Source organism: Agrobacterium sp. M50-1, assembly GCF_049843495.1.
GTDB classification, from domain to species: domain Bacteria; phylum Pseudomonadota; class Alphaproteobacteria; order Rhizobiales; family Rhizobiaceae; genus Agrobacterium; species Agrobacterium radiobacter.
In genome coordinates, this window is record NZ_JBBHZH010000007.1 from 61,049 (window position 1) to 72,936 (window position 11,888).

General features: G+C 60.8%; 11 protein-coding genes. 10 read left to right on the forward strand and 1 reads right to left on the reverse strand.

Annotated elements, in window-relative coordinates; genetic code table 11:
- Positions 1 to 8 precede the first annotated feature (8 nt).
- The 3 genes from soxG to purU all read left to right on the forward strand — a co-directional run bounded on the left by soxG (position 9) and on the right by purU (position 2,857).
- Positions 9 to 563, forward strand: coding sequence for a sarcosine oxidase subunit gamma family protein (gene soxG, locus WDZ78_RS17155; RefSeq protein ID WP_425673693.1), 555 nt, complete (start codon positions 9 to 11; stop codon positions 561 to 563).
- Positions 564 to 581: 18 nt separating this feature from the next.
- On the forward strand, positions 582 to 1,850 hold the full coding sequence (gene glyA, locus WDZ78_RS17160) for a serine hydroxymethyltransferase (protein WP_425673694.1): 1,269 nt from the start codon (positions 582 to 584) through the stop codon (positions 1,848 to 1,850).
- 122 nt (positions 1,851 to 1,972) lie between these two features.
- A complete protein-coding gene (purU, locus tag WDZ78_RS17165) occupies positions 1,973 to 2,857 on the forward strand; it encodes a formyltetrahydrofolate deformylase (RefSeq protein WP_425673695.1) in 885 nt (294 codons plus the stop codon).
- Between the two features lie 97 nt (positions 2,858 to 2,954).
- Here purU and WDZ78_RS17170 read toward each other — a convergent pair whose 3' ends face one another.
- A complete protein-coding gene (locus tag WDZ78_RS17170) occupies positions 2,955 to 4,181 on the reverse strand; it encodes an MFS transporter (RefSeq protein WP_425673696.1) in 1,227 nt (408 codons plus the stop codon).
- Between the two features lie 121 nt (positions 4,182 to 4,302).
- Here WDZ78_RS17170 and WDZ78_RS17175 point away from each other — a divergent pair, with 121 nt between their 5' ends.
- From WDZ78_RS17175 to WDZ78_RS17205, 7 genes are all read left to right on the forward strand, one after another.
- Positions 4,303 to 4,896 carry a TetR/AcrR family transcriptional regulator gene (locus WDZ78_RS17175; RefSeq protein ID WP_020813009.1) on the forward strand — a complete coding sequence of 198 codons (594 nt, stop codon included), beginning with the start codon at positions 4,303 to 4,305 and terminating at the stop codon, positions 4,894 to 4,896.
- Positions 4,897 to 5,186: 290 nt separating this feature from the next.
- The gene (locus tag WDZ78_RS17180) at positions 5,187 to 6,941 is read left to right on the forward strand and encodes an alkaline phosphatase (RefSeq protein WP_425673697.1); all 1,755 of its coding nucleotides are present in this window, start codon (positions 5,187 to 5,189) and stop codon (positions 6,939 to 6,941) included.
- Between the two features lie 113 nt (positions 6,942 to 7,054).
- Positions 7,055 to 7,519 carry a hypothetical protein gene (locus tag WDZ78_RS17185; protein ID WP_026363606.1) on the forward strand — a complete coding sequence of 155 codons (465 nt, stop codon included), beginning with the start codon at positions 7,055 to 7,057 and terminating at the stop codon, positions 7,517 to 7,519.
- Between the two features lie 4 nt (positions 7,520 to 7,523).
- Entirely contained in the window at positions 7,524 to 8,213 is a 690-nt protein-coding gene (locus WDZ78_RS17190) for an ABC transporter ATP-binding protein (protein WP_020010188.1), read from the forward strand.
- Entirely contained in the window at positions 8,210 to 9,643 is a 1,434-nt protein-coding gene (locus WDZ78_RS17195) for an ABC transporter permease (protein WP_425673698.1), read from the forward strand. Before WDZ78_RS17190 ends, WDZ78_RS17195 begins: the two co-directional genes overlap by 4 nt.
- 277 nt (positions 9,644 to 9,920) lie before the next feature.
- The gene (locus WDZ78_RS17200; RefSeq protein WP_425673817.1) at positions 9,921 to 10,379 is read left to right on the forward strand and encodes a DUF1801 domain-containing protein; all 459 of its coding nucleotides are present in this window, start codon (positions 9,921 to 9,923) and stop codon (positions 10,377 to 10,379) included.
- A gap of 260 nt (positions 10,380 to 10,639) precedes the next feature.
- Positions 10,640 to 11,692, forward strand: a complete 1,053-nt coding sequence (locus WDZ78_RS17205; protein WP_425673699.1) for an NAD(P)-dependent alcohol dehydrogenase — start codon at positions 10,640 to 10,642, stop codon at positions 11,690 to 11,692.
- Positions 11,693 to 11,888: the final 196 nt, after the last annotated feature.

Genomic DNA, 11,888 nt, shown 5'->3' on the forward strand with positions numbered 1-11,888 from the left:
AGATGACAATGAACATGCGCGTTTCCTTCCCCATTTCCGGCACTTTGGCAGAGAGCAAGGCGGCCCGGGTCAGTATCGTGGCCGCAAAGGCGCGGTTGTCGCTGCGCGCCCGAGGCGATCTCACACCGCTCAGCGCCGCCCTTGGCCTTGCCTTGCCTGATCGGATCGGCACCCGCTCCGCCGCAGGTGAAATCGAGGCCGTGCGCCTCGGTCCCGACGAATGGACGATCCTTGCTCCGACAGGGGAGACCGACAGGCTGATTGCAGCCTGCGGCGCTGTCTATGCCAGCCACCCGCACAGCCTCGTCGATATTTCCGGCCGGGAAGTGACGCTCTCGATCGAGGGGCCACAGGCTGGCGAACTACTGACGCTGGGCTGCGCCCGCGATATCGACACCATTGTTGTCGGTGAGGCGCGCCGAACGATTTTCGACGGCGTGACCGTGGTGCTCTGGCGCGATGCGGAAAACCGTTTCCGCATGGATATCTGGAACAGCTTCGTGTCGCATCTTGGCCATTTGCTTGAAACCGGCTGCAAGGAACTTGCGGCTGACATCGCCTGATTCTCAGAGGAGAAAACAATGCTCAACCGCCTGTCGCATAATACCGTTTCGGACACGCTAATCGCCGACGCCATCGCCGAGGAACTCGACCGCCAGAAGACGCAGATCGAGCTGATCGCTTCGGAAAACATCGTTTCCGCCGATGTTCTGGCGGCTCAGGGCTCGGTGCTGACCAACAAATATGCCGAGGGCTATCCCGGCAAGCGTTATTACGGGGGTTGCGAATTCGTCGACAAGGTCGAACAGGTCGCGATCGACCGGTTGAAGCAGCTCTTCGGTGCGGAATTCGCCAATGTGCAGCCGCATTCCGGCGCGCAGGCCAATCAGGCGGTATTTCTGGCGCTGCTGCAGCCGGGAGACCGGATCATGGGCATGTCGCTTGCCCATGGCGGCCACCTGACCCACGGTTCGCCGGTGACGATGTCCGGCAAGTGGTTCGATGTCGTCTCCTATGAGGTTGATGCCGATACACATCTGATCGATATGGAGAAGGTGCGGGCGCGGGCGCTGGAGACCAAGCCGAAGCTGATCGTGGCGGGCGCATCGGCCTATCCGCGCCAGATTGATTTTGCCGGCTTCCGCAGAATAGCCGACGAAGTCGGCGCTTATCTGATGGTCGACATGGCCCATTATGCCGGCCTGATCGCCGGCGGCAAATATCCGAACCCGGTGCCGCACGCCCATGTCGTCACCTCCACCACCCACAAGACCCTGCGCGGCCCCCGCGGCGGCGTGATCCTCACCAATGACGCCGACCTGGCGAAGAAGCTGAACTCGGCCGTCTTCCCCGGCAATCAGGGCGGCCCGCTGATGCATGTCATCGCCGCCAAGGCCGTGGCTTTCGGTGAAGCCTTGCGTCCGGAGTTTTCCGATTATGCCGGCCAGGTCATCGCCAATGCACAGGCGCTGGCGAAGGTGTTGACGGATGGCGGTCTCGGGATCGTTTCGGGTGGAACCGACAGCCACATGGTTCTGGTCGATCTGCGGCCGAAAGGCGTGACCGGCAAGGTTGCCGAAATCGCGCTGGAGCGGGCGGGTCTCACCTGTAACAAGAACGCCATTCCCAACGATCCGGAAAAGCCCTTCGTCACCTCGGGCGTCAGGCTTGGAAGCTCGGTCGGTACCACGCGTGGTTTCGGTGTGGCCGAATTCGAACAGGTCGGCGCGCTGATCTTACGTGTCATCGACGCGCTGGCGGCGAATGCCGAAGGTGATGCCGCAGTCGAGGCCGAGGTGCGGGGAGAGGTTGCTGCACTTTGCGAGACCTTCCCGATCTACGGTTCGTAAGCGGCCCCGCCGGGCTTCGGCAAGTCTCAATCGCCGTCCTGACCACGGCCGGCGGTTCATCGGCAATCGGCGCGAAAGCGCGGGCGATCCGTCCGCGCGGCAAAGACCCAGGGGAGCAGGATTTGAGCACCTATATCATGACAGTCGCGTGCCCGGCGCGTAGCGGCATCGTCGCCGCCGTATCCGGTTATCTCGCCCGGTCCGGATGCAATATCAACGACAGTTCGCAATTCACCGACCAGGAGACGGGCTGCTTTTTCATGCGGCTGAGCTTCGTTTCCGAACAGGGATCGGGACGCGATGCGCTGCTCGACGGGTTTGGTCCCGTCGCTGCCGATTTCGATATGGACTATGATATCCATGATCTTTCGCGAAAGACGAAGGTCGTGATCATGGTATCGCGCTTTGGCCACTGCCTGAACGATCTGCTGTACCGCTCCCGCATCGGCGCGCTGCCGGTCGAGATTGTCGCGGTGATCTCCAATCACCTCGACTACCAGAAGCAGGTGGTGAACGAGGATATTCCCTTTCACCACATTCGCGTCACGCCGGAAACGAAGCCGGAGGCGGAAGCCGCGATCCTGCAGGTGGTGCAGGATACCGGAGCGGAGCTTGTGGTGCTTGCGCGCTACATGCAGGTCCTGTCGGACCGGCTGTGTCAGGAAATGTCTGGCCGCATCATCAACATCCATCATTCCTTCCTGCCGTCTTTCAAGGGCGCCAACCCTTATAAACAGGCCTATGAACGCGGGGTGAGGCTGATCGGCGCGACCGCCCATTACGTCACCGCCGATCTCGATGAAGGGCCGATCATCGAGCAGGATACGATCCGCGTAACCCATGCCCAAAGCGCGATGGACTATGTCAGCCTGGGCCGGGATGTGGAAAGCCAGGTTCTCGCGCGGGCCATCCACGCCCATATTCATCACCGGGTCTTCCTGAATGGAAACAGGACGGTTGTCTTTCCCGCGTCTCCCGGGGAGCATGTGTCCGAGCGCATGGGCTGAATGCCGGCTCATGCGGAACCGTGATTTGCGTCCGTCGTCAGTGGCTCGTTGTCATGCCGTCCCGCCAGTGAACGAGGCGGACTACGAGTGAGGGTTGTTATTCGGCGGGCTGCGCCACGGTCTCCGCGCCGGATCTTTCGCGATCTCCCGAGAGGCTGCGCTGACCGAGCGTGATGATGGCGACGGTCGAAAGGCTTGCGGCAACTGACACCCAGAAACCGTTATCCGGGCCGAAATTATCGATGACCCAGCCGGAGATGAAGGCGCCGAGCGCCATGCCGATACCGATGCCGGTCATCACCCAGGTCACGCCTTCCGTCAGCATCGATTCAGGCACCCGGCGCTCGATCAGGCCGAATGAGGTGATGAAGATCGGAGAGATTGCAACGCCGCTGAGGAAAACGGCAAAAGCCAGAAGGGCGACAGAAGTGCTGGCGACAAGCAGCGGCAGAGCGGTGAGTGCAAGCACGCTGACGGCGATCAGCAGTTGGCGTTGCAGCGGCATTTTGGGATTGAGCGCGCCGAGAATGAGGCCGACCACGAAGGACCCGATGGCATAGACGCCGATGACGAGGCTGGCGGCTTCCGGTTGGCCAAGTTCCTTGGTGATTGCGACGGCACTTACCTCGGCAGTGGCGAAAGTGGAGCCGACAAAGATCAGCGCAAGCGTGATGATCTGGACCGGACGCAGGGAGATGGCCGAACGCTGCCGGCGACCGCTTTCAACCGGGCGTACCTTGGGCTCGGTCGAACGTTGCAGAAGGAAAGCGAAGGTGCCGAGCGCCAGGAAGGTGGTGCTGATCATCATGCCCGCTTCCGGAAAGAGCGAGACTGCCAGGCCGACGGAAAGCGAGGCGCCTGAAATGTAGACGAGTTCGTCGGCGGCGGATTCAAAGGCGAATGCGGTGTTCAGTTCCGGCCGGTCGCGGAAGATTTCCGTCCAGCGGGCGCGCATCATGGCCGGAATGCTCGGCATGGCAGCGGCGAGGAAGGCGGAAAGGAACAGCGTCCAGGCCGGCCATTTCTGGTTTGTCGCGATAATCAGCGCCGCAAAGGCGATGACCGAGACGATGGTGGCGGGGATGAGGACCTTGCTCTGCCCCTTGCGATCCACCAGCCGGGAGATTTGTGGGGAGACGGCGGCATTGGTCAGCGCAAAGGTTGCGGAGACGGCGCCGGCCAGCCAATATTCGCCATGGGTTTGCGAAAGCATGGCGACGATGCCGATCGGGGCCATGGCAATGGGAAGGCGGGCGAAGAAACCGGCGGCGGAAAAGCCTTTTGCGCCTGGAGCCCGGAAAATTTCTCTGTATGGATTAGCCATCGGGATGCACCTTGTTCAGAGGGTGTCCACCACATGCATACGTGGCGTATGTGAATGAGATAATTGCATACGGCGCGTATGTCAACTAATATACGCGTCGTATGTGGAAAATGGAGAAAAAATGCGCAAACCTCGCAGTGAAATGATTGCCGAGACGCGGACGAAGCTTCTGGCTGCCGGCCGCAAGGCCTTTGGCAGCATCGGTTATGCGGAAGCGTCGATGGATGACTTCACCGCCGAGGCCGGTCTCACCCGCGGCGCGCTCTATCACCATTTTGGCGACAAAAAAGGCCTGCTGTTGGCGGTGGTGGCCGAAATCGATGCGGAAATGACGAAGAGGCTCTGTGACATCTCCTCGAGGGCCGAGTCCCGGTGGGAAGGTTTTGTCGAGGAGAATCTCGGCTATGTGCGCATGGCTCTCGAACCGGAAATCCAGCGGATCATGTTTCGTGACGGGCCGGCGGTGCTCGGCGATCCGTCGCGCTGGCCAAATGCAAACGGCTGCATCTCGGCAGTCGCGCGAAGCCTCGATGCCCTGAAGGAAGAAGGCACCATCGGCGATATCGATGCGGAGGCATGCGCCCGCTTCATCAACGCGGCAAGCAGCGCCGCCGCTCAGTGGATCGCCAATTCCGACGACCCCGAAATGACCTCGAAACGGGCCGTGGGCAGCTTCCGGGCCTTTCTGGAGGGATTACGGATCAGGAAAGACTGAACCGGGCTTTACACGGTTGCCCATGCGCGCCGGGCAGCCCGATCATTCGGCCCCGCAGCATCTCTGCATACGCCCGACAATTTCGTCGAGGCTCGATATCCGCTGGCCCCCTCGGAGAGAAACGCATCATAGAGGGTTGCCGCGCCGCGCGGCGACCGGAGGAGGACGGCGTGCTGAAACCGTCCCCCGCGAATTTCCCATGAGCCCGGATATGCTGCCTGCAAGTCATGCAACTGTCATATCGCGGGTCTAGGAGAAAGTGTGGTTTTCACACGTTTCGCGAGGGGAATATGCGCAAAATCGTTGCTGCTTTGGTCGCCACGACCTTTCTTGCCGGCGCCGTCCAGGCTGCCGAGGTTTATCCGCTTGATCGTGCTACGATCCTGACCGGTTCGCCGTTCGATTTCAAAGTCGAGTTCGCTTCCGTCGTAAAGCCGGAAGACGTCAAGATCACCGTCAACGGCCAGGATTACAAGGCCGCTCTCGGCAAGGATGCCGAGTTCGTCGCCGAAGAAAAGAACAAGGACAAGGTCCTTGGATCGGCCGTCATCCTGCGTGGGGTCACGCTCGCCAGCGCCGGTGACTACAAGGTCGAAGTTTCTGCCGGTTCCGAAACCAAGGCGATCACCTGGACCGTTTATGGCACGCCGGCCCAGGCAAAAGCCAAGAACGTCATCTTCCTGATCGCCGACGGCCTGTCCGTCGCTCACCGCACCGCTGCCCGCATCATGTCCAAGGGCATGACCGAGGGTAAGGCCAACGGCCGCCTCAACATGGATGATGTGCCGCCGGTCGCCTTCATCGGCACCTCCGCCACCGACGCCGTGGCCACCGACAGCGCCAACACCATGTCAGCCTACATGACCGGTCACAAGACCGCCGTGAACGCCATTGGCGTTTATGCCGACCGCACCCCGGCCTCGCTCGACGATCCGAAGGTCGAAACGATCGCGGAAGCCCTGCGCCGCCAGACCAAGAAGTCGATCGGCATCATCTCGACCGCCGAATTGCAGGACGCCACGCCGGCCGCCGTCGTTGCCCACACCCGCAAGCGCGGCGACAAGGCTGACATCAACGGCATGCTGTTCGATGTGAAGCCGGATGTCCTTCTCGGCGGCGGCTCCGCCTACTTCCTGCCGCAGGCGACGGCCGGTTCCAAGCGCAAGGATGACAAGGACTATATCGCCTTGTTCAAGGAAGCTGGCTACACGCTGGCGACCAGCAAGGCGGAACTCGCCACGGCTGCCGGCACCAACACGGGCAAGATCCTCGGCCTGTTCCACACCGGCAACATGGATACAGCACTCGACCGCGAGTTCCTCAAGAAGGGCACCACGGCGAAGTTCCCTGACCAGCCGGGCCTTGTTGAAATGACCAAGGTCGCGCTCGGCGAACTGTCGAAGAACCCGGACGGCTTCTTCCTGATGGTCGAAGCTGCCAACGTCGACAAGATGTCCCATCCGCTTGACTGGGATCGCGCCGTCGTCGACACGATCGAATTCGACAAGGCCATCGGTGTCGCCCGTGAATTCGCCGCGAAGAACCCCGATACGCTGATCGTCGTCACCGGCGACCATACGCATGGCGTTTCCATCATCGGCACCGTCGATGATGACAAGCCGGGCGCCGAAATGCGCGAAAAGGTCGGTACCTACGCCGAGGCCGGCTTCCCGAATTATGAAGACAAGGACGGCGACGGTTATCCTGATAAGGTCGACGTTTCCCGTCGCCTGTTCCTGAACGCCAATAACGGTCCTGACCATTACGAAACCTTCCGTCCTAAGCTCGATGGCCCGTTCACACCGGCCGTCCAGAACGAAAAGAAGGAATATGTCGCCAACGAGCAGTACAAGGATGTTCCCGGTGCTGTATTCGTACCAGGCATCATTCCGAAAAGTTCCGATAGCGGCGTCCACGCGGTGGATGACGTCGTTCTGCAGGCTGAAGGCCCCGGTGCCGAAGGCTTCCGTGGTTACATGGAACAGAGCGACGTCTACAAGGGTCTTGCCGAAGCTTTCGCACTCGGCGCCAAGCAGACCAACTAAGATATGAGTTGTGAGGGCACGCCGCTGTCGCGTGTCCTCACAATGGTTTCAGGTCTTCCATCTTCCATTCGGACGACGGACGATGGCAGACCTTTTCAAGAAGGAGAATGGTCATGAGCAAGGCTGATCGGGCGCAATTCAACCGTCGCCAGACCCTGGGTCTCATTGCCGGTCTGCCGCTGCTGGCCGCCGGCACGCGCGCGCAGGCGAACAGCGACATCACCTTCGACGAACTCTATGGCAAGGTCAGCGTCCTCGGGCTGGAGTTTTCCGAAAAGGTCAAGCAGTTAAACGGCAGGGAGATCGCCATGCGCGGTTTCATGGCGCCGCCGCTGAAGGCCGAAGCGCAGTTTTTCGTGCTGACCGAAATACCCATGTCGATCTGCCCCTTCTGCTCCACGGATGCCGACTGGCCGGACAACATCGTCGTCGTTTATCTCGGCGAAAAACAGACTTTTACCCAGCCGAGCCAGACAATCGAAGTGCGCGGCACGCTGGAAACGGGTTCCTGGACCGATCCGGATACCGGCTTCGTCAGCCTGCTGCGCATCCGCCGGGCAGAATACGCGACGGTTTGAGACCATGCTGTCCCTGAAGATAGATGATCTTGCCGTATCCTTTCCCGGTTTGTCGGCGCCGGTTCTCGTTCTCGACGGTCTGGAAATCGCTGCCGGTAGCCGCGTTGCGCTGACCGGTGGTTCCGGCTCGGGCAAAAGCACCCTGATCAACATCATCGCCGGCCTTGAGCGTGTTCAGGCCGGCCGCGTTGTCTGGGGAGAAGAGAACATTGCGGATCTGCCCGAGGGTCGGCGCGACCGCTGGCGCGCCGCCAATATCGGCCTCGTCATGCAGGAGTTTCATCTTTTCCCCGGCCTTTCCGCGCTGGATAATATCCTGCTGCCCGCCCGCCTGTCGCGCGCAGTGAATGCGGACCTCGTGAAACGCGCGGAATCCCTGTTTGCGACTGTCGGCCTCAAACGCCCGGGACAGCACGTTGAGACCATGTCGCGCGGTGAAATGCAGCGTGTCGCTATCGCCCGTGCGCTGCTGCGCAGTCCCGGCGTTATCATTGCCGACGAACCGACCGCAAGCCTCGATCTCGAAAGCGGCGAGGCTGTCGGTGATCTCCTGCTTTCCGTAGCGGCCAGCACCCGCAGCACGCTTATCGTCGCCAGCCATGACCAGCATCTTATCGGTCGCCTCGACCGGCGTCTCACCCTCAGCGGCGGCCGTATCGTCGCCGATACCGAGCGGAAGGAGATTGCGGCATGATCGGCTTCATCCTTGCCGACCTGCGCCGCCTTTGGCTGGGTGGCATCGTCGTGGTTCTCCTGGTTGCGCTCGCCACCGCGCTTGGCGTTGCGGTCACGCTGCAGGAGCGTTCGCTGCGTCTCGGCAGCGCCCGTGCCGCCGATAAATTCGATCTCGTTATCGGTGCGGCCGGCAGCGAAACCCAGTTGATCCTTTCCTCCATTTTTCTGCAGGCCGCACCGTTGCCGCTCGTGAATGGCGCTGTTCTGACCAGGCTCACTGCCGATCCACGGGTTGCCTGGGCGGCACCTGTCGGGTTTGGCGATTCCTTTGCCGGATACCCGATAGTCGGCACGACGATGAGCCTCGTCAGCAACACGACATCAGGTTTTGCCGAGGGCAGGATGTTCGCGCTGGAAGGCGAAGCCATACTCGGGGCTGCCGTCGATCTGTCTCTCGGTGCTGAGATCAAGCCGATGCACGGCACCGCCGAGACCGGCGGCCACACCCATACCGAGATCGCCTATAAAGCCGTTGGCAAATTGCAGCCCACCGGCACGCCCTGGGATCGCGCCATTCTCGTGCCGATACAGGCCGTGTGGCACGTCCATGGTCTCGGTCATGATCATGGCCATGATGAAGGGCATGAGGATGGCGATGCGGGCGCGCATGATGAAGGACATCACCACGGAGATGGTCACGATCACGCCCATGAAAGTGAAGAACATCACGAAGATGGCGGTAAGCATGCCGAAGGTGAGGTGGGTCATGCCGAAGCCGCTGTTCAACTGGTGGTCTCGCAAGAGCAAAAACATGCTTTGGCCCTCGGCCCCGCCACGTCGGCGCATGTGGAGTCCGACCATCAAGGCAGCATCGATCCGGATGCGCCAATCGTGGAGACGTTCGGCGAGGGCACGCCCGGCCTGCCTGCCATTCTCGTCAAGCCCAAAACGATCGCCGACGCCTATCGCCTGCGGCAGGAATACCGGACCGGCAATACGCTTGGCGTTTTCCCGGGCGAAGTTCTGACCGGTCTTTATGCGACGCTCGGCGATGCCAAGATGGTGCTGAGCGCGGTTGCCGCCGGTTCGCAGGGGCTGGTGGCGGCGGCGCTGGTGCTGGTGACGGTGATCCATGTCGGGCAGCGGCGCAGGCAGATCGGCGCATTGCGGGCATTCGGCGCGCCGCGCGGCTCGGTATTCGCCATCGTCTGGCTTGAGCTTTTCTTGCTGGTGGCGCTCGGTGTCGGTATCGGTTTTCTGGTCGGGTTGGGCGCTGCCCATATCGGCGCAAAACTCTTTACCGCAAAAAGCGGCGTCATCCTGCCGGTTGGCTTCACCCGCGAAGATCTGCGTCTTGCACTGTTCCTGCTGGGCTTTGCCGCGGTTCTCTCAGCGATACCGGCCCTGCTCGCCTATCGCCAGTCTCCAGCCGCCGCCCTGCGCGCCTAGATCGCGCGCAAGTCGCCGCAGTTTTCGCTTTTTTTGATTGATCGAATGGCGTGCCAGCCCGGGGCGATTGGCGCGGTCTAGTCCGTCAGCATTTTGATAGCCATGCCGACACATCGACGCTTCGGCCTCAAATATTCTCTCCAAGGCGTAAAACATGAGCATGCACATAAAATATAGTTTTTTTACTGTGGTAGCTTTTTATGGCAGGCTTGTACTGAGGATTGCATCGAGGCTTGGGAAAAAAGCAGGAGCCGCGCAATACTGTGAGGGAACCGAGATGGTCGAAAAGAAGCCGGGTAAAGCTGCCGAAATCGCGCAGACAGAGCCGCCCGCCGCCGCGCCGAAGCTCCTTTCGGGCGGCAATCCGCAGATTGCCAAGGGATATGGGGACGGCCCGGTGCAGGCCTATATTGCCGCCATGCCGGGTTGGAAAAGCCCGGTCGGAGCACGTATCGATGCGCTGATCGAAAGCCTCGTGCCCGGCGTGCGCAAGGCCGTGAAGTGGAATTCGCCCTTTTATGGCATGGAGGACGACGTCTGGTTTCTCAGCCTTCACTGTTTTACGAAATATATCAAAGTGACCTTCCTCAACGGCGTATCTTTACAGCCTTTGCCGCCCGGCGCCTCCAAACATCCGAAGGTTCGTTACCTCGATATTCATGAGGGTGTGTTTGATGAAACGCAGTTTGCCGACTGGGTGCGGCAGGCGAGCGCCTTGCCCGGCGAAAAAATGTGAGCGACTTGGTTCGCCGGCTCGGCAGGCTTGGGAGCGGGTGAAGATTGCGGCATGCGGCGGCGAATCACGCCTTCTTTCCTCACCCTCAAAGGCCGCGCCGCGCTGGGAATGATGAGAAATCGCAGGCTGCTCGATACAGTTTTTCCGTCGCAAAGAAAAACCGGCCGATCCGGCCGATTTCTGTTTACTTTTGCCGATGTTGCACGCCATCACGCTTGCTGAATTCGCTGCCAGGCGTATCGCAAACCACGGAGGATGAGATGAAGGCACTGGTGCTGGAAGAAAAAGGCAAGCTCTCGCTCAGGGATTTTGATATTCCCGGTGGAGCAGGATCCGGTGAACTCGGGCCGAAGGATGTGCTTATCCGCACCCATACGGTCGGCATCTGCGGCTCGGACGTTCATTATTATACCCACGGCAAGATCGGTCATTTCGTCGTCAATGCGCCCATGGTGCTCGGGCACGAAGCGTCGGGAACGGTGATCGAAACCGGCGCCGAGGTAACACACCTGAAAGCCGGCGATCGCGTCTGCATGGAGCCCGGCATTCCCGATCCGACATCGCGTGCCTCGAAACTTGGCATCTATAATGTCGATCCGGCTGTCCGCTTCTGGGCGACGCCGCCGATCCATGGCTGCCTGACGCCCGAGGTCATTCATCCTGCCGCCTTCACCTACAAGCTGCCCGACAACGTGTCCTTTGCCGAAGGCGCCATGGTCGAACCCTTCGCCATCGGCATGCAGGCGGCGCTGCGGGCGCGTATCCAGCCGGGCGATATCGCCGTGGTAACGGGTGCAGGTCCGATCGGCATGATGGTGGCGCTCGCAGCACTTGCCGGCGGTTGCGCGAAGGTCATCGTAGCCGATCTTGCCCAGCCGAAGCTCGATATCATCGGCTCCTATGATGGCATCGAAACCGTCAACATTCGCGAGCGCAATCTCGCAGAGGCTGTCTCGGCTGCGACCGACGGCTGGGGTTGCGACATCGTCTTCGAATGCTCGGGTGCAGCACCCGCTGTGCTTGGCATGGCGAAGCTGGCGCGGCCGGGCGGCGCGATCGTTCTGGTCGGCATGCCTGTCGATCCGGTTCCGGTCGATATTGTCGGCCTGCAGGCCAAGGAACTTCGGGTGGAGACGGTTTTCCGCTACGCCAATGTCTATGACCGCGCCGTGGCGCTCATCGCGTCCGGCAAGGTGGACCTGAAGCCGCTGATTTCCGCGACCATCTCCTTCGAAGATAGCATCGCCGGTTTCGACCGTGCGGTGGAAGCGCGGGAAACGGATGTGAAACTGCAGATCGTGATGCCGCAGTAACGAACGAAGCCAGCCGCTGATGATTGAGCGGCAGAGACGTTGCGGAAAAGTATGAGTGTAGCCTGCCGGCATCCGGCAGGCTACACGTCAAAATTTCAACGAAAATCGCTTCCGGTTGCGCATTGTTTGAGCGCATCACACTAAATTGAGCGGAAAAATCGGGCCCATCGCCGCGTTTATGGTCAGCCCTTTCGGG

Bases quoted from the DNA above. Each gene is read 5' to 3' on its own strand.
- soxG (WP_425673693.1), top strand. From the start codon at position 9: ATGAACATGCGCGTTTCCTTCCCCATTTCCGGCACTTTGGCAGAGAGC.
- glyA (WP_425673694.1), top strand. From the start codon at position 582: ATGCTCAACCGCCTGTCGCATAATACCGTTTCGGACACGCTAATCGCC.
- WDZ78_RS17170 (WP_425673696.1), bottom strand. From the start codon at position 4,181: ATGGCTAATCCATACAGAGAAATTTTCCGGGCTCCAGGCGCAAAAGGC.
- WDZ78_RS17175 (WP_020813009.1), top strand. From the start codon at position 4,303: ATGCGCAAACCTCGCAGTGAAATGATTGCCGAGACGCGGACGAAGCTT.
- WDZ78_RS17180 (WP_425673697.1), top strand. From the start codon at position 5,187: ATGCGCAAAATCGTTGCTGCTTTGGTCGCCACGACCTTTCTTGCCGGC.
- WDZ78_RS17185 (WP_026363606.1), top strand. From the start codon at position 7,055: ATGAGCAAGGCTGATCGGGCGCAATTCAACCGTCGCCAGACCCTGGGT.
- WDZ78_RS17190 (WP_020010188.1), top strand. From the start codon at position 7,524: ATGCTGTCCCTGAAGATAGATGATCTTGCCGTATCCTTTCCCGGTTTG.
- WDZ78_RS17195 (WP_425673698.1), top strand. From the start codon at position 8,210: ATGATCGGCTTCATCCTTGCCGACCTGCGCCGCCTTTGGCTGGGTGGC.
- WDZ78_RS17200 (WP_425673817.1), top strand. From the start codon at position 9,921: ATGGTCGAAAAGAAGCCGGGTAAAGCTGCCGAAATCGCGCAGACAGAG.
- WDZ78_RS17205 (WP_425673699.1), top strand. From the start codon at position 10,640: ATGAAGGCACTGGTGCTGGAAGAAAAAGGCAAGCTCTCGCTCAGGGAT.